This window comes from Stenotrophomonas sp. PA-6-5C (genome assembly GCF_021605635.1).
In the GTDB taxonomy this organism is placed as follows: Bacteria; Pseudomonadota; Gammaproteobacteria; order Xanthomonadales; family Xanthomonadaceae; genus Stenotrophomonas; species Stenotrophomonas lactitubi.
In genome coordinates this window covers 61,963-79,362 of the sequence record NZ_WKEE01000020.1, presented here as the reverse complement: position 1 = coordinate 79,362, position 17,400 = coordinate 61,963, and the positions used below count along the sequence as shown (strand labels likewise).

General features: G+C 66.9%; 13 protein-coding genes. 4 read left to right on the top strand and 9 right to left on the bottom strand.

All coding sequences use genetic code 11. The features are described from left to right. The 3 genes from GIW57_RS10935 to GIW57_RS10925 all read right to left on the bottom strand — a co-directional run. Positions 1–3,764, bottom strand: a 3,764-nt coding sequence (locus tag GIW57_RS10935; RefSeq protein ID WP_236510681.1) for an Ig-like domain-containing protein, incomplete at its 3' end; no start/stop codon positions are given. A gap of 548 nt (positions 3,765–4,312) precedes the next feature. Beyond that, complete coding sequence (locus tag GIW57_RS10930) at positions 4,313–5,776, bottom strand: amidohydrolase family protein (RefSeq protein WP_236510678.1); 1,464 nt, start codon at positions 5,774–5,776, stop codon at positions 4,313–4,315. A 49-nt stretch (positions 5,777–5,825) separates the two neighbouring features. Then, on the bottom strand, positions 5,826–6,527 hold the full coding sequence (locus tag GIW57_RS10925) for an ankyrin repeat domain-containing protein (RefSeq protein WP_236510676.1): 702 nt from the start codon (positions 6,525–6,527) through the stop codon (positions 5,826–5,828). A 94-nt stretch (positions 6,528–6,621) separates the two neighbouring features. On the opposite strand from GIW57_RS10925, the gene GIW57_RS10920 reads away from it, so the two are divergent. After that, complete coding sequence (locus tag GIW57_RS10920) at positions 6,622–7,503, top strand: LysR substrate-binding domain-containing protein (RefSeq protein ID WP_100460297.1); 882 nt, start codon at positions 6,622–6,624, stop codon at positions 7,501–7,503. A gap of 694 nt (positions 7,504–8,197) precedes the next feature. On the opposite strand, the gene GIW57_RS10915 is transcribed toward GIW57_RS10920, so the two are convergent. Next, the gene (locus GIW57_RS10915) at positions 8,198–9,358 is read right to left on the bottom strand and encodes an amidohydrolase family protein (protein WP_236510673.1); all 1,161 of its coding nucleotides are present in this window, start codon (positions 9,356–9,358) and stop codon (positions 8,198–8,200) included. A 184-nt stretch (positions 9,359–9,542) separates the two neighbouring features. Between GIW57_RS10915 and GIW57_RS10910 the strand changes: the two genes are divergently transcribed. Further along, positions 9,543–10,184 carry a hypothetical protein gene (locus tag GIW57_RS10910; protein ID WP_236510670.1) on the top strand — a complete coding sequence of 214 codons (642 nt, stop codon included), beginning with the start codon at positions 9,543–9,545 and terminating at the stop codon, positions 10,182–10,184. A gap of 27 nt (positions 10,185–10,211) precedes the next feature. On the opposite strand, the gene GIW57_RS10905 is transcribed toward GIW57_RS10910, so the two are convergent. Further along, positions 10,212–10,586, bottom strand: a complete 375-nt coding sequence (locus GIW57_RS10905) for a hypothetical protein (protein WP_236510668.1) — start codon at positions 10,584–10,586, stop codon at positions 10,212–10,214. A gap of 369 nt (positions 10,587–10,955) precedes the next feature. Beyond that, positions 10,956–13,682 carry a TonB-dependent receptor gene (locus GIW57_RS10900; protein WP_236510665.1) on the bottom strand — a complete coding sequence of 909 codons (2,727 nt, stop codon included), beginning with the start codon at positions 13,680–13,682 and terminating at the stop codon, positions 10,956–10,958. A gap of 333 nt (positions 13,683–14,015) precedes the next feature. Here GIW57_RS10900 and GIW57_RS10895 point away from each other — a divergent pair, with 333 nt between their 5' ends. Further along, positions 14,016–14,507 (top strand): GNAT family protein, encoded by a 492-nt coding sequence (locus GIW57_RS10895; RefSeq protein WP_236510662.1) that lies wholly within the window; start codon positions 14,016–14,018, stop codon positions 14,505–14,507. Here GIW57_RS10895 and GIW57_RS10890 read toward each other — a convergent pair. Then, complete coding sequence (locus GIW57_RS10890) at positions 14,504–15,295, bottom strand: CDP-diacylglycerol diphosphatase (protein ID WP_265350021.1); 792 nt, start codon at positions 15,293–15,295, stop codon at positions 14,504–14,506. The genes GIW57_RS10895 and GIW57_RS10890 overlap by 4 nt on opposite strands. Positions 15,296–15,346: 51 nt before the next feature. Beyond that, positions 15,347–16,009, bottom strand: a complete 663-nt coding sequence (locus tag GIW57_RS10885; protein WP_100460304.1) for a decarboxylase — start codon at positions 16,007–16,009, stop codon at positions 15,347–15,349. 168 nt (positions 16,010–16,177) lie between these two features. Here GIW57_RS10885 and GIW57_RS10880 point away from each other — a divergent pair, with 168 nt between their 5' ends. Continuing rightward, complete coding sequence (locus tag GIW57_RS10880) at positions 16,178–16,471, top strand: hypothetical protein (RefSeq protein ID WP_025878511.1); 294 nt, start codon at positions 16,178–16,180, stop codon at positions 16,469–16,471. Between the two features lie 49 nt (positions 16,472–16,520). On the opposite strand, the gene GIW57_RS10875 is transcribed toward GIW57_RS10880, so the two are convergent. Next, positions 16,521–17,393, bottom strand: a complete 873-nt coding sequence (locus tag GIW57_RS10875; RefSeq protein ID WP_236510659.1) for a hypothetical protein — start codon at positions 17,391–17,393, stop codon at positions 16,521–16,523. Positions 17,394–17,400: the final 7 nt, after the last annotated feature.

Below are 17,400 nucleotides of genomic sequence, written 5' to 3'. Positions count from 1 at the left end.
TTGCTGGGATTGATGATCGGTGCCGAGGGCGCGAGCGCATCAACGGTGACGCTGGCCGGGCCGCTGGTGTTGCCGGCCGGGTCCTGGGCCACCGCATTGATCACGGTGCCGTCAGCCAATGGCGTGCCTGGCGTGAAGCTCCAGTTGCCGCTGCCGTCGGCGGTGACCTGCCCGATCGGGTTGCCGCCGCCGTCAGTGAGAATCACGGTTGCACCCGCTTCGGCGGTGCCACTGATCTCTGTCCCGTTGCTCGGGTCGATTACCGGCGCCGCCGGAGCCAGACCATCGACGGTGATCACCGCCGGTGCACTGTCAGTGCCGCCAGGGCTGCGGGCCACCACATTGACCAACGTGCCGTCCGGCAGCGGTACTCCGGGGGTAAACGACCAGTTGCCGCTGCCGTCGGCGGTAACCTGGCCGATCGGATTGCCACCGCCGTCGGTAATGATGATTGTGTTGCCGGCGTCGGCGGTGCCACTGATGACCGAGCCATTGCTCGGGTCGACCTGCGGGATCGACGGCAACGACGCGTCGACCGTGGTGCTGCCGGGAGGGCTGGTATTGCCGGCCGCATCGGTCGCAGTGGCATTCACCACCGTGCCGTTGGCCAGTTGTACCGCTGGAGTGAACGTCCAGTTGCCACTGCCATCGGCAATGACCTGGCCGATCGGGTTGCCACTGCCATCAGTCAAGGTGACGCTGCTGTTCGCCTCGGCGGTACCGGTAAGCACATTGCCGTTGCTCGGATTGACCACCGGCACCGCTGGGGCAAGGGAATCCACTGTGGTGGTGGCCTGCGGACCGATGTTGCCCGCCGCGTCCTGGGCCACCGCGTTGACCACCGTGCCGTTGGCAAGCGGAGTCGCAGGTGTAAACGACCAGTTGCCGCTGCCATCGGCGACGACCTGACCGATCGGATTGCCGCTGCCGTCAGTCAGGATCACGGTTGCACCCGCTTCAGCGGTGCCGCTGATGGTCGCGCCGTTGCTGGGATCAACCACTGGTGCAGTAGGTGCCAGGGCGTCCACGGTGGTGGCAGCCTGCGGGCCGGTGTTGCCGGTGGAGTCGGTCGCCGTAGCGACGATCACCGTGCCATTGGCCAGCGGCGTGCCCGGGGTGAAGCTCCAGTTGCCACTGCCATCGGCAGTAACCTGACCGATCGGATTGCCGCTGCCATCGGTCAGGGTCACGGTCGCGCCGGCCTCGGCGGTACCGCTGATGACCGAGCCATTGCTCGCGTTGAGCACCGGTGCGGCAGGCGCACTGGCGTCGACCGTGACGGTGGCTGCCGGGCTGCTGTTGCCGGCGGCATCCTCAGCCACCACATTGACCACGGTGCCGTCAGCCAATGGCGTGCCTGGCGTGAAGCTCCAGTTGCCACTGCCATCGGCGGTGACCTGGCCGATCGGATTGCCACTGCCGTCGGTCAGGGTCACGGTGCTGCCCGGTTCGGCAGTGCCGCTCAGGCTGCTGCCGTTGCTCAGGTCGACGGTCGGCACGGCCGGCGGCACCGCATCCACGGTCGTGCTGCCCGGCCCGCTGCTGTTGCCTGCCGCATCGGTCGCAGTGGCATTGACCACCGTGCCGTCGGCCAACGGCGTGCCCGGCGTGAAGCTCCAGTTGCCACTGCCATCGGCGACGACCTGACCGATCGGGTTACCGCTGCCGTCAGTCAGGATCACGGTTGCACCCGCTTCAGCGGTGCCGCTGATGGTCGCGCCGTTGCTGGGATCAACCACCGGCGCAGCGGGTGCCAGGGCGTCCACCGTGGTGGCAGCCTGCGGGCCGGTGTTGCCGGTAGGGTCGGTCGCCGTAGCGACAATCACCGTGCCATTGGCCAGCGGCGTGCCCGGGGTGAAGCTCCAGTTGCCACTGCCATCGGCAGTAACCTGACCGATCGGATTGCCGCTGCCATCGGTCAGGGTCACGGTCGCGCCGGCCTCGGCGGTACCGCTGATGACCGAGCCATTGCTCGCGTTGAGCACCGGTGCGGCAGGCGCACTGGCGTCGACCGTGACGGTGGCTGCCGGGCTGCTGTTGCCGGCGGCATCCTCAGCCACCACATTGACCACGGTGCCGTCAGCCAATGGCGTGCCTGGCGTGAAGCTCCAGTTGCCACTGCCATCGGCGGTGACCTGGCCGATCGGATTGCCACTGCCGTCGGTCAGGGTCACGGTGCTGCCCGGTTCGGCAGTGCCGCTCAGGCTGCTGCCGTTGCTCAGGTCGACGGTCGGCACGGCCGGCGGCACCGCATCCACGGTCGTGCTGCCCGGCCCGCTGCTGTTGCCTGCCGCATCGGTCGCAGTGGCATTGACCACCGTGCCGTCGGCCAACGGCGTGCCCGGCGTGAAGCTCCAGTTGCCACTGCCATCGGCGACGACCTGACCGATCGGATTGCCGCTGCCGTCAGTCAGGATCACGGTTGCACCCGCTTCAGCGGTGCCGCTGATGGTCGCGCCGTTGCTGGGATCAACCACCGGCGCAGCGGGTGCCAGGGCGTCCACGGTGATCGAGGCCGTCGGGCTGTTGTTGCCTGCGCTGTCCTGGGCGATCGCGTTCACAACCGTGCCATCGGGCAGCGGCGTGGGCGGGGTAAAGCTCCAGTCGCCATTGGCATCGGCCACAGTCTGGCCGATCGGATTGCCATCGCCGTCGGTCAGCACGATGGTCAGCCCGGCGCCAGCCGTGCCGGAAATGATGCTGCCATTGCTGGCGTCCAGCAGCGGGGCATCCGGGTAGTCCGGCGCCTGCACCGACACCGGCGGACTGCTGTTGCCGGCCGGGTCGGTAACCACCACGCTGACGGTTTCACCATTGATCAGCGGCGGATCCAGCGGAAGCGTGAACTGGCCATCGCTGCCCACCACACCGGTGATGTCCGGTTGACCATCGCCGTTGGTATCCACACCCACGGTCGCGCCGGGTTCGCCATTGCCACTCACGCTGCTGCCGTCGTCGGCCACCACCACGTTGGTGGCAGCCGCAGGCGGCGTGGTATCCGGTGCGGTCACCTGCCCGGGTCCGCTCACGTTGCCAGCCGCATCGGCCAGGGTCACGGTGATCTGTTCGCCGTTCGTCAGCGGCGGCGACAGCGTGATGCTGAAGCGGCCGTCGGCGCCCACGGTGCCGGTTGCATCCGGTCGTCCGTCGCCGTTGCTGTCCACGCGCACGGTGGCGCCCGCTTCGCCGCGGCCGGTCAAGGTACGGCCATCCGCACTGACCGTCAGTGCGGTGGGTGCCGAAGGTGCAGTGGTGTCCGGCGGCGGTGGCGCGGGCGGCGGCGGGGACGTTCCACCGTCGCCATCACCCCCGCTGTTGGCCAGGGCTACCGCCGCACCCACTGCGGCAAGACCGCCAAGGATCATCGCGCCACTGACACCGCTGCCGGTGGTGGCAGCGCCGGCAGTGGTCATCGACTCGAATCCGGCCAGGGTTTCCTGCGGCAGGTAGCTCGCGACCAGAGGGCCATCACTGGCTGTTGCTGGCAGGTCAACGGCAACGAGCTTTTCCTCGTCGACCAGGAACAGTTGGCTCGGGGCCTGCCCGTCGACGTAGAAATTGGCGATGCGTACGTTTTCGCCGCTCTTGAGCTGGACCACCAGATCCTGGCCATCCTTCACGTAGCCCGCTACCTGGTCCGGGTCGATATCCAATGCGACGTCACTGCTCTGTCGCAGCACCACGACGTTGTTGGCGACGGTGGTGGCCGGGGTATCGGCGGTGATGGTTTCACTGACCGGAACAACCTTGACGCGGATAGCCATGGGACGGTCCTCTGATCAATGGGGCACCGCCATGCGCAGAACAACGACACGCACAGCGATGACGCTGGCACGGCAGTTCGATGGATGTCTGGGTGAAGTCGTCCGCAGCCTGCGCAGAGCGCGGCTGGTCGAACGGACCTTCAGGAAAGGCTTGGCAACCGGATGTGCGACGTGCGCGTCCGGCTATGCCACTGCAGCGGATTACGGTCTGGGTGCGTGGTCGAAATGCATGTACGACAATCCTCTTGTCTGGAGTCACCGAAGCGCGCGTGTAAGCGCGGTCAGGGCTGTCGGACGTCGACCATCATTTCCCCCGTCCGATGAAGTCGATTTACATGGGAGACAGGTGAACGCTGCATGGAAATTCCGTGTAGAGCGCGTGCAATAAGCAGACTTCACACCGGTTCTGTGATCTGCATCACCGCTCTAAGGAGCCCACAGCCAGGGTGCTGCGGCCCGGTGCCGACGATATTGCGCAGCGCACAAAAAGGGCGGGCGTGCGCGTGATATGCACGTCGCACCCCGCCCCGCCGGCTGCACAGGTCTGATTACGGCCCAGTACTGGTCGCTGACTCGGCATTCCACGCGGCGACCTTGGCCTTGGTGTCGGCCAGCATCCTGTCCAGCGCCGTGCGGTCGTATACATCGCCGCGCAGGATCACGCTGTCGATCTTTTCGGTGGCGGTGATGTCCTGCAGCGGGTTGGCGGTCAGCAGTACCAGATCGGCGGCCTTGCCCGTGGCGACACCGCCATAGCGCTGCATCTGGCCAAACCAGGCCGGGCCGGAGCGGGTCGCGGCGGACAGCGCCTGCGGTGCGCTCAGGCCTTCCTTCACGAACAGCTGCAACTCCTGGTGCAGGCCGATACCCGGGTAGTTGAACGAATTGAGGAAGCCCGCATCGGTGCCGGCGATGATCGTCACCCCCGCTTCCTGCAACAACGGCAGCACTGCGGCCACCTGGTGGTACTGCGCATGGCGCGCCTCGATCTGCGCCGGCGTCGCCTTTGCAGCTCGCTCCACGCGCCAGGTATAGGTCGCACGCAGGCCCGGGCCGATGTAAGCCAGATAGGGGTCGTTGGCGTGGTCGTCCTGGTCGAGGAAGTCGAGGATACGGCCACCATTGAGCGTCGGCGTCACGAACACGCCGCGCTTGGCGAAATCACGATAGGCATGCAGCGCGGTTTCGCGATCGAAGCTGGCGTCGAGCCGGCGGTTGGCCTCGGCGCGGTCGATGCGCCCGGCGCCGAAATCGGCGGCGATCTGCGCTTCATCCTTGCTGCCCGCCTTGAAGGCATAGTCCAGATGTTCGATCGAGGCCAGGCCTGCATCCACTGCCTGTTCCACCGTCAACGCCATCGGAATATGGCCTGAGGCCTTGAAACCCGCCTTGCGCGCGGCGCTGGCCGAGTACAGGAACAGGTCCGGGGTCAGCGTGCTGTCGGTGATCTTCACGAAGTCGACCTTGTCGTGCTGCAGGCGCTCGATCGCCTTGTCCGCGTCGGCCTTGCTGCCCACCTCGATCGTGCCCTTCCAGACCGGCTTGATGCCTTCGATCTTCGCACCGGACGTCAGCAGGCGCGGACCGAACAGCGTGCCGTTGGCGATTTCGCCGCGCCACTGCAGCACCTGCTGCGGAAGATCCCCGGAGCAGTCACGGATCGTGGTGATGCCATGGGCGATGTACAGCGGCAGCAGCGCCTTGTTCTCCTCCACCAGCGCCGGGCCGCCGCCGAAGTGCACGTGCATGTCCCACAGGCCCGGAATCAGGTACTTGCCCTTGGCGTCGATCTGGCGGCTGGTACTCCACTGGCTGCGCACCTGCGCATCGGGGCCAACTGCGACGATGTCCTCGCCACGGATGACCACGCTCTGCCTGGGCACGCTGCGTGCGTGCTCGACATCGACCACCGTGGCGTTGCGGATCAGCAGATCGGCGCGTTCGGCGGCAGACGCCGACAGCGGTGCAACGGCAAGAAGGATGGCAAGGGACAACGGACGGGAACGGAACATGGAGAGCATCCTGGTGGGCACGGCAGCGTGCGGGTGGAAGGAGCGGTTGTCAGCGCGTCGCGCCGTGCTGGCGCAGCAGGGTTTCGATGTTGGGGTAGCCGCGTTGCCGGGCATGCGCCAGCGGCGTTACGCCGTCGCCATCGGCAAGCTCGGGGTTGGCACCGGCCTCCAGCAGCAGCTGCACGATCTGCACGTGGCGCGCGCCGCCATCGCCGAGCAGGATCGCCTCCAGCAGCGCAGTCCAGTGCAGGCGATTGACATGGTCCACCGCCACGCCGGCGCGCAGCAGCGTACGCACGGTGGCGACATGACCGCGTTCGGCGGCAGGAATCAGCGCGGTACCGCCATAGCGGTTGGTGCTGCGCAGGTCTGCACCGTGCGCGAGCGTCAGCGCCAGGATCTCATCCAGGCCGCGCGCGCCGGCGTACAGGTAGGCGCTGTCCTGCATCGTGTCCTTGGCATTGACGTCGGCGCCGGCCTCGATCAGCTCACGCGCCGCGTCCACGTTGTTGCCGTGGGTGGCCAGCAGCAGCGGCGTGCGGCCCTGGCCGTCACGGGCTTCCAGATCGGCACCCGCGTCCAGTGCCTCGCGCACGGCCTCGACATCGCCGCGCCCGGCGGCATCGCGCAGCTGCGCATCGGCGTCGCTTCGGGAAGTCGCCGTGCACGCCGGGATCACCATGACCAACAGACACAACAACAGCATGCGAGCCAATGCCGAACGGCGCTGCCGGGAGCGAGGGTGGTGCATCGTGACTCTCCTCATGCGCGATGGCGCCGGCCATTGCCGGCCCCTGCCCTGCATGGTAGAAGTCGGCACGGGTATCCAGAAGTGAAATGTTCAAATGCAAGACAGTGCCAAATCGAATAGAACAGTGTTCGAACTGGACCTGCTGCGGGCCTTGGTGATGGTCGCCGACTGCGGAAGCTTCACCACGGCGGCCACCCGCCTGCATTCCACCCAGTCCACGGTCAGCCAGAAGGTGCGGCGGCTGGAGGAACTGGCCGGGCATCGCCTGCTCGAGCGCGGCCACCGCGACGTGCATCCCACCGATGCCGGGCACACCCTGCTGGGCTATGCCCGGCGCATGCTGGATCTGAACGAGGAGCTGGCCCAGGCCTTGGCCGGCGCCACCGTGGAGACCGCGGTGCGCATCGGTGTGCCGGAGGACTTCGTCAACGCACAGACCACGCGCATGCTCGCTGCCTTCAGCCGCCGCCACCCGCAGGTCAAGCTGGAAATCAGCAGCGGCCTCAGCCGTGATCTGGCCCATGGCTTTGATCATGGCGAGCTGGACCTGGTGCTGGTCAAGCAGCGCCGCAACACCCGCCAGGCCGTGCATTGCCGGCGCGAACCGATGCACTGGATCGACAGCCTGCGCAGCAGCAGCCTGCAGCAGGACCCGCTGCCACTGGTCACCTTCCCGCCGCGTGGGCTGTACCGCGACGAGATGATCCAGGCCGTCGAAGCCCTTGGCCTGCGCTGGCGTATCGCGTTCACCAGTTCCTCGCTGAGCGGCATCCAGGGCGCGGTGGCCGACGGCATCGGCATCAGCCTGCTGCCACGTCGCGCGGTCAATCGCGAACACCGCATCATCGATGGCGAGCGCGAGCTGCCGGTGGTCGACAACTACGAGATCGGCCTGCTGCATCGCGCCGATGCCGATGATGCGGTGCGTGCGCTGGCCGCTGAACTCTGGCGGCAGGTGCAGCGCGAGCCGGAGTGAAAGGTTGGCAGGGCTGCGCCCTGCACTCACGGGTAGTGCCGGCCGCTGGCCGGCAACCTCAACAGCCGAAGCAACAACAGCAACAGCAGGCTTCCTGAGGGATGGCGGGGTGGGTCCGGTGGCAGGGGCCGCTGCAAGTACGTCCATGTAAGCTCGGTCGCCGCATCCATGCGGCTCACGCCCCTGCCACCGGACCCACCCCGCCTTCGATAGATTCCCGCGATCTGTGGGAATGGCATGGCCTGCTCTTGGTGGGTGTCGACCTTGGTCGACACGTAGATCCACGCCATGCGTGGATGCTCTTCGACCAGATATCGAAATATTCGATTTCGATGGAGATTCATCCAGCATGGGATGGGTCCATCAGACACCAGAAAACTGTCGAAGGTGGGGCGGTGTCGGATTGCGGGGTGTCCGCGGCATGGGCCCGAGGCATGCCTCGGGCGGGTTGGGCAGGATGCCCAACCCCGGTCTTGCCGTGTGCGCAGGACAGCGCACACGAGCAAGCCGCGGCCAAGCCTACAAGGACGTACTTGCGGCGTCCCCGCAATCCGACACCGCCCCGCCATCCCACGGAACCCAGCTGTTGCCGTTGCTTCGGCTGTTGCCGTTGCCGTTGCTGTTGCTGTTGCTGTTGCTGAGGTTGCCGGCCAGCGGCCGGCACTACCAATGGGTGCCGGGCGCAGCCCGGCCGCTACAGCCAGCGCCCGGCGACCACCACGCGTCGCTCGCCCGGCACTGCAGCCACCGCCGCCGGGCCATGGTCGGCACGCACCGCCACGAACGTGGCCGGAAGACCATCTGCAATGCCGTACTGTGGCAACCCGACCACCTCCGCCGCATGGGTGGTGACCATGTCCAACGCCAGCATCAGGTCCGCATCGGTGTAGAAGCCCGATCGATAGCCCAGCAGCATCGCCCGCTGCAGCAGGTCGCCATTGCCATAGGGCCACCAGCAGTCGCGGATGTTGTCGTTGCCGGCAAACACGCGTACACCCGCGTCGTGCAGTGCGCGCAACGGCGGGAACGGATGGTCGCCCGGCGCGTTGCTCATGATCGCCACGCCTGCGGCAGCCAACGCCTCACCCACCTGCAGCGCCCGCGCCAATGGCACCTCGCCCAGCGCATAAGCGTGACTGACCGCCACCCTGCCCTGCAGGCCCGCCGCGCGCGTGCGCGCAGCGATCCGCAGCAGCTGCGCCAGCCCGGTCTCGCCCGGCTCGTGCAGATGGATGTCCAGGCGCACGCCATAGCGCTCGGCCAGCCCGAACAACAACGCAAGCTGGCCGTCCGCATCCCCGTCCAGCGTGCTCGGGTCGATGCCACCCAGTACTTCCACGCCTGCGGCGATCGCCTGCTCCAGTACCGCCGCCGTACCCGGGCACGACATCACCCCCGCCTGCGGGAACGCCACCAGCTGGATGCGCATGATGTCGGCACAGCGCAGCGCCGCCTCGCGCACGGCGTGCAGATGCTGCAGGCCGGTACTGCCATCGATGTCGACGTGGCAACGCATCGCCACCGTACCGAATCCGCTGCACTGGCGGATCAGCGCCTCGGCACGGTCCGCCATCGGTGCAGCGGCAGCAATCGCGGTCTTTTCCACTGCCAGGCGCTCGCGCAGGCTGTTCACCGGCTGATGCGGATGCCAGCGGTCGCCGACGAAGCTCTTGTCCAGATGGATATGGCCGTCGACCAGGCCCGGCAGGACAGTAAAGCCGGTCAGGTCGACGCTTTCGGCTCCCTCCGGTGCGGCATCGTCGCCATTGATGCCGACGAAACGGCCATCACGGACGTGGAAATGCAGTGGGGTACCGTCGCGATCGACGCCACCATGGACGAACTGCAGGGTCATCTGGATCTCCCGGAAAGCCAACACTGGCGCCATCCTGCACGGCGCCGCTGCCATCGGCCAACGAAATATCTGCATGCCATGCATTCACCGGCACGATGAATCCCGCCCGCGACCCTGCGCCGCAGGGACGCCGGATACACGCCTGAACGGGTAACATGGGCGCCTGTTTCCGCTGTGATGCCGCATGGGCCCGTCCGACCGCCACGATCGTCTTCGCCGCTGGCAGGCCGCGTCCCTGCTGGCCGCCGCCCCGATCGCCAGCCTGTCCGCCACCGATGCCAGCGCCAGCGCGCCCCTGCAGGCGCCGCCGGGCCAGCAGCGGATCGCCTCGGCCGCGCTGGTCGAGGTGCTGCACCAGCGCGTGCTGGCCGGCCAGAGCGCTACCGCCACCCTCGAAAGCTGGTGCGCCGAGCACGGCCTGGCCGAGCAGGCCCGGGTTCGTGCCGTGCGTGTGCATGGCCAGGACAAGACCGCGCCGGCCGACGTGCTGCAGGCCCTGGGCGCCACTGCCTCCACACCGCTGCGTTACCGCCGCGTGCAGCTGGCCTGCGGCAGCCGCGTGCTGTCCGAGGCCGACAACTGGTACCTGCCCGACCATCTCAGCCCGGCCATGAACCAGGTGCTCGACACCACCGATGAGCCGTTCGGCCGCGTGGTCGGTCCGCTCGGCTTCCAGCGCCAGACCCTCACCGACCAGACCTTCTGGCCGCCACGCAGCGAAGCCGACCGTGGCGTGATCCTGGAAGTGCGCGCTCTGCTGCGCGATCGCCAGCAACAGCCTTTCAGCTACGTCATCGAGTCGTACCTGGTGCAGGCACTGCCGTAGCGTTTCGTCGGCCCAGCATGCCTTCGCCTACTGGGTGGTGATGCCGTTTGCAGCCGGATCGGCGGAGAACACGAAGCGGCCCGAATGCAGGTTCCGGCCCAGGGTGTACTCGGCCGTTGCGAATGCATAGACGGGGGGCGTATTGCCGTCACCGAAGGAGCGCGCCCAAGCGCTGAAGCCGTCGTCGGTCCGGCTGCGGATCTCGCCCAGGCACAGGCTGTAGCCGCACGCGAACGAGACAAGGTCCGTATTTCCGTCCAGTGCGGCGGTCACCGCTGACCTGTACAGCGCGGTCAGATCCTGCGCTTCCGGGTTGCGTGCCACGTCCTGCTCGAACTGGCCGACCGCCTGTGCGAATGCTTTGTTCGAGCCGACCACCGCCTGGAATCTTTCGACGGACATCGCCCCCTCGCTCAACAGGCTCCTTTCGCCAGAGAGGAAAGCCGCACTCGATTGAGTGGCCGCCGGAGCAACGACTGCAGGCCCTGGCGAAGCGGCGGCAGTGCCGGCGGATGTCGCAGCGGAACGTGCCGGTGTCGCTGTCTCAACCCGGTCGGCGGGCGCCATCGTGGCATCCTTGGCAGCGACAGCAGGTGCTTCTTCCTTGCTGCTGCAGCCCGCAACTGCAAGTACCACAACCATCAGATGACGAACGTCCATGCGCTGTTTCCTCCCTGGTGACCTTGTGAGCATGCCACTCCATGGCGCTGGAAGCGAAGTGCCAGATAGAGAAAAGCCCGGCAATGCCGGGCCTTTCGTTTTGCGCTTCGATCAACGGAACCGGTAATCCAGCTCCACCCAGAACTGACGGCCATACGGGTCGTAGTTGCCGACCGGATAGAACGGCCAGCCACCCCCATTCCTGTCCGCCGGCGGCCGGCTGTCGCGGAGGTTGTTGACGATCACACCCAGTGTCAGGTTCTCGCCGAACTGGCGGAACACACTGGCGTTGTAGGTCATGTACGGCGCGATGCGGCCACTGCCATCACTCTTCGGCAACGAGCCATAGCGGTTGCCATAGATCGTCGCGGTCCAGTCACCCTGGTTCCAGGTGATGCTGCCATTGGCCTTGCTCCGCCACTGCCAGTCATCCAGCGAATTGCGGATGTCGCGCACTTCGTCATCGGCAAACTGCTTGTACTCGTGCTCCAGCACCAGGGTGTAGGCCAGACGCGTGGTGAAGCGGCCATAGCGGCCCGCATCGAAGCGCCAGTTGCCCTTCAGGTCGACGCCACGCACCGATTCCGATGCCGCATTGATCGGGTTGATCAACACGCGGGTCACCTGGTCCGGCTGCACGGTGGCATTGGAGGGGTTGCGGATCACCCGCGACAGCGCGTCCTGGCACAGTGGCGAGCCGATGTCGCGTGCTTCGCCGCCGAGGGTACGACCCAGCCGGCAGTCGGCTTCATCGCGCAGGATGCGGCTGGTGTCGAGGCTGGTCACCTCGTTGTCGATGCGGATGTCGTAGTAGTCCGCACTGAAATCCAGCCCGGACAGCGGCGACCAGACCACGCCGAAGCCATACGACTTGGCCGACTCCGGCTGCAGCTGCGGGTTGGCGCGGTTGCTGTAGTCGATCGACAGGCCGTTGTAGTCGCAGTTGTCGTACGACTGGCCGGCGGTGCGGCAACGCCAGTAGTCGGTCATGCCCGGGTTGTAGCCACGGGTCTCGGTGGCGAACACATAGTTCATGTCCGGCGCACGGAAGCTGGTGGCTGCTGTGCCACGGATCAGCAGGCTTTCGATCGGACGGAATTCGACACCGAAGCTCCACGTTGCCTTGCCGAGATGCTCGCCACCGGCGCGGTACTGGTCGTAGCGGCCTGCCAGGGTGGTGGTCAGCGACTGCAGCAACGGCAACTGCAGTTCAACACCCGCCGCATAGCGGTCACGTTCGCCACCGGCGCCGATGCCGGCGCTGGTGTTCCAGAACTCGCCGGTTCCCAGGCGTGGGTCCGGGCGGTTGCGGTAACCCTGGCTGCCCGCTTCGACCACCGCGGCCAACGCGGCATCGCCCCCCGGCAATGCAAACAGGCGACCATTGACCGTCGCGCTGAAGGTCTGCAGCCACGCAGCGTTACGGCTTTCCTGGTAGTCGGACAGGCGACCGTACTCATCGGGTGTCAGCGGCCGGAAAAGACGCGACGGATCCGGCACGTAGACCTCCACGCCGTTGCGTACACCCAGCTGCGGACCGAGCAGGTACTCGTTGATACCGGCCAGCAACACCGGCCGGCGCGTACGGTTCTCGTAGCGCGAGCGGCTGTAGACCGCCTCGTAGTCCCAGCCGCTGTCACCGAACTGGCCACGCGCACCGACATTGAACGACCACGAGTTCTCCAGGAAACGGTTGGCGTTGCGTGGCAGGCCGCCGATTTCCTCTGGCGCGAAGCGGCGGTACCAGCTTTCCAGGTTGCCCGTATTCTGGTTGTAGAAATAGTTGCGTGACGAGGTCCAGGTGGGCGCGCGCGTGTTGTTGTGGATCCGTGCGCTGCCCACAGCGACATCGGCGAACAGGTCGGTGGTGTCGTTGACGTGGAACGTCAGCAGACCGTAGCCGTTGAGGTTGCGCTTCTCGGTCTGCACGGTCCAGTAGCTGGCAGCGGCTTCGTTGCTGCCGCAGTACGCGCCCTGGCGAGGGTTGTTGGCGCGGAACACGCTGCCGCCGTAGATGGCCGAGGCCGCATCGCAACCGGCAACGCCCGGATCGATGTTGCGACCGGTGGCGGCGTTGCGACGATAGGCGACGGCCGTCGGCTGCGGCGCCTTGCCGGTGGGATCATCGTCCAGCGAATCCATGAAGTCGCGCTGCCGCGCGTGGATCGCCTTGCGCACATCCAGTTCGAAGCCGAACAGGCCTTCCCAGCGTTCGCCCGAGCTGCCGCCCACCACCTGCACGCGCTGGTTGTCACCACCACCCTGCTGGGTGCCGCCGGCACGCACGTTGACGTCCACGCCGTCGAAACGGTCCTTGAGGATGATGTTGACCACGCCGGCGATCGCATCGGAGCCGTACACCGCCGATGCGCCTGCGGCCAGCACCTCGATGCGCTCGATCAACGCACTGGGGATGTTGGCCAGGTTGACCACGTTCACCGAGCCCTCGTAGGCCAGTGGATAGTCGGCCTGGCGGCGTCCATTGACCAGCACCAGCGTGCGGTTCGGGCCCAGGCCACGCAGGTTGATGGTGTTCGCCGCCGGGGTGAAGGTATTGCCGAAGTCCTCGCCCTGCACGTTGCCGGTGTTTTCAGTGAGCGCGCTCAACGCATCGAATGCGTTGCGGTAGCCCTGTGCATCGATCTGCTCGCGGCTGATCACCGTGACCGGCGATGGCCCCTCGACGCTGGCACGCGGGATGCGCGAGCCGGTGACCTTCACTTCCTGCAATGAGGTGGGTGCGCTTTCCTGCGCGAAGGCCGGCAACGAGACCAGCATCAGGGACGACAAGGCAAGCACCAGCGGACGCGGGCGCAGCGCCAGGGAAGAGGCGGACATGGGCTTCCTGGGGGAGTTGGGCGGGTGGTCCGGGGCGCTGGCGTCTGTGCGCGCATAACGATCCCGTAACGAAAGTGTCCTGAACGGATGGTTGCAACGGAAATGACCAGGCCTGATGGCCTTATGCCTGAACCGAATCAGACCGCAGGTGTCGGCAACACCGTGTTTGCAACTTCTTTCATTGTTCCAGTTCGCCCAGGTGCGGCATCGTCCCACGCCATGAACCGGTATTTCCCTGCTTCCCTGCCGCCGCTTCGGCCCGTGCTGCGCCGGCACCTCCTGCTGCTACAGCACGGGCCTGTCGTGCTGCGCCCTCTGCAGCGCTCAGACCTCGTGACCTGGCGTCGCCACTATCGGCAGGTTGAACGCGCCTGCGACCTGCCCCCCCACATCGATGCCGAAGCCCGCTTCCTCTGCGGTGTGCAGCGTTCGCAGCTGCAGCACGACAACGATCATCTGCTGCTCGGCACCTTCGACGCCGAGGGTGAGCTGCTTGACCAGCTGGACCTGCGCCTGCATTGCGCGCATGCACGCAGCGTCGAACTGCGCTGGCTGCATGCAGCAGGCTGTCCTCGACAGCGGCAGCTGCACCCTTCGTTGCAGGCGCTGTGCACGTTCCTGTTCGAACAGGTGGGGATCCGTCGCTTGTTCGTCCTGCTGCCGCCCGATGCAGGCAGCGAACTGGTCGCTACCCTGCAGGCGATCGGCTTCCAGCGCGAAGGCCTGCTGCGCGACCACCATCTGGATGCCGAGGGCTGGCAGGACCGCCAGCTGTACGCCCTGACTGCCCCCATCTGGCTGCAGCGGCAGTCAGCGGGAAACTAGCGTACCCGCTCCAGCGAAGCGTCCGCGCCGGTCACCACGCTGCAGGCATGGTCCTGCAGCTCCTCGGCGCTGGCGTCGTTGCCACTGTCCGGGTCCAGCTGCGTGGCCAGCAGGATGAAGCCGGGCGCGCCGTGCACGTCGTCGTGCCCCGCCACCAGCAGACTCCATTGGCCAACCTTGTCCACACCGCTCAGGCCATAGGCCAGCAGGTTGAGCGGATTGGCAGTCAGCGCTTCGCCGGGCAGCAGCCGCGCCTGGTACTGATGGCCGCGCAGCAGCACCGGCAGCGGTGCCCACTGCGTGCCGAGGGTCGCGCGATTGTCTTCCAGCGCCTGCAGCACGTCAGCGCGCAGGCAGTCGACGTGGATGTGCAGCTGGTGCTGCGAACGGCCATGCGGCGAATTCAATGCCAGGCTGGCGACGCTGCGCGGCAGCGGCTGGCCCAGCGCCTGTTCGGTGCGCGTGCGGGCCTGCCAGGCGGCGGCGAAGTAATTGGGTGCGCCACGCCGGTACAGTGCAGGGCTTTCGATGCCGCTGACCTTGTCCAGCGGCATCAGCAGGAACTGATAGTGGCCGTGCGCATCCTTGACCAGCACATCGCGGTGGTCAACGGCAGGGCGCACCTGCAGGCAATCGCCGCGTGGCGACTGTGCGCCCTGGCAATCACGCTCGATCAGGCGCCACAGCGCATCCGAATGCGCCGGCGGCGGCGCGGGGGGGGCGCTGGCACAACCGGCCAGCAACATCAGGGGCAGCAGCAGAAATCGCACGGCAACAACTCGCGGAATCAGGCGCGACAGGCAGCGCCGCGCGCCATTCTAGCCAGTGGGATGTGGCAATCAGTAGGTGCCGAACGGCACTTCAACCACGACCGGTGCACCCGTAGGCAGCACCTGCAGGGTATAGCGGTCCAGTGCGCCATCGTCATCGGCCAGCGGCTGGCGATGGAACTGCAGGCGATAATGGGCTTCGCCCAGGCGCACCTCGCTGCCGTCGGCGCCCAGCGCGGCAGCGTCGGGCAGCAGCAGCCCGCCCAGATCGCTGTAGGCCCCGGCAACATCAGCGAAACCATAGTCGGCCAGTTCATCCACCCGCTGCATCGCATAGACATGCGGCAGGTACGGGCGCGCCGGGCTGCGGCCATTGCTCAGATCGGTCACCCCGGCCTGCGGCAGGTGGTACTGCTCGCGCAGCGCGGCAACACCCAGCGACTCGCTGGCCACCTGCAGGCAGCACACCGTGCGCTTGCCTTCACGGTCGAGGATCGCGAAGCGATCACCACGGGTTGCGGCCTGCGGCAGCATCGCGAACGCCAGATTGCGCTGCGCCGGCTCGTAACCGGCTTCGGTCTGCAGGTTGCGCCAGCCACCAAACACCGGGGTTTCGGCAGCGGGCGCTGCGACCGGCTCGGCGGCCATGGCTGCCACTGCCATGCAAAGCAGGGACAGCACTGCCACCACCTTCACTGCGTTCTGCCTGCCACGCACACTGCCTGCCGTCATACCCGATCCAACACCTGCACCGGACTGGCCCGGTCTGCCCGCCGGCACGCTGCCGGCAACGCCGGCCACTATGCAGTGCGGCGGCCGCGCGGGCAATGACCCGAACGCTGCCGGGTTTCGCGCGGTCAGTGCTATCGTGCCGCCAATCCCCTGCGCAGGAGCGCCCGCATGACCATCCGCCTGACTCTGTTGCTGCCCGCCTCGGCCTTGTTGCTGTCGGCCTGTGTCAGCACTCCCGGCCCGGAGGTCAAGGGCAGTGGCCGCTGCGATGCCAGCCAGCTGGGCTGGGCCATCGGCCAGCCGGCCAACGAGCCGAACATCCGCCGCCTGTCCAGCGAAAGCGGCGCCGGCATGGTCAATCCCATCGGTCCGGCCACCATCACCACCAAGGACATCCGCCAGGACCGCCTGCGCGTGTTCGTGGACAAGGACAACATCATCACCGCCACCCGCTGCGAGTAAACGCGCCAGCGTCGTCGCGTGGAGCCGGGCACCTGCCCGGCTCCATGGTTCAAGGCTCGGTGTAGCCCGAGCACTCCGGCAGTGGCTGATCCGGCTGGTAAGCCCCTGAGGTGAAGCGGAAGACGCGCGTGTAGCTGCACTCCGCATCCTGCTCGGTGCGCAGATCCTTCTTCTTCAACTTTCCTTTGGCCAGCGAGTCCCGCTGCGGCGATACCCCGGCCGGATAGTTGCTGGCCTCGGTGCGGTAGCGCAGTACGGGCATGCCCTGCCCTTCGCTCGCCAGCGCAAGTTCCGCCTCGAAACTGTACTCGTCGTGGCAGGCACCGGCGCGCTGATCGAAATCGCGCTCGCTGAAGCACGCCCGGATCATCTTGTTGGCCGACCACGCAACGGACAGCACGTCGGCGTCCACCTGGACGCCATCATCGAGATGACGGATGCGCGCCAGTTGCAGGGTCGATGCGCTGGCACCGCCACCGGAATACATCGCGCGGGCCTCCAGCAGGCCGCCGACGAGCACGTTCTGCAGTGCCGCCTGTTGCGGATCGGCCACGGCCTGGCCTGCACCCGCGCCGGGGGCCAGGCGCACGATGAAGGGCCAGACCCGCAGGTCACCATCGTCAACCACGTTGATGGGAACGTGGCGCATGCTTGGTTCGGCTGCATCACCCCCACGCTCGGCGACTTCCAGCGCTGCCGGCTGGTCTTCGCCCGCTGCAGGCAGTGCCCGCACGCACCACTGGCCATCGGCAGTGCAGTAGCGCTCGGGGTCGTCCGCTCCCTGCTCGCCCTGCAGCAATAGTGCCTCCAACCGGTTGCCTGCAGCATCGTGTTGAACGGGTGCGACGTCCGCCGCTGCCGGCAGCGACGATGCCAGCAGCAGGGCGGACAGCACGGCGTAAGCAATACGCGTGGAATTCATGATCATC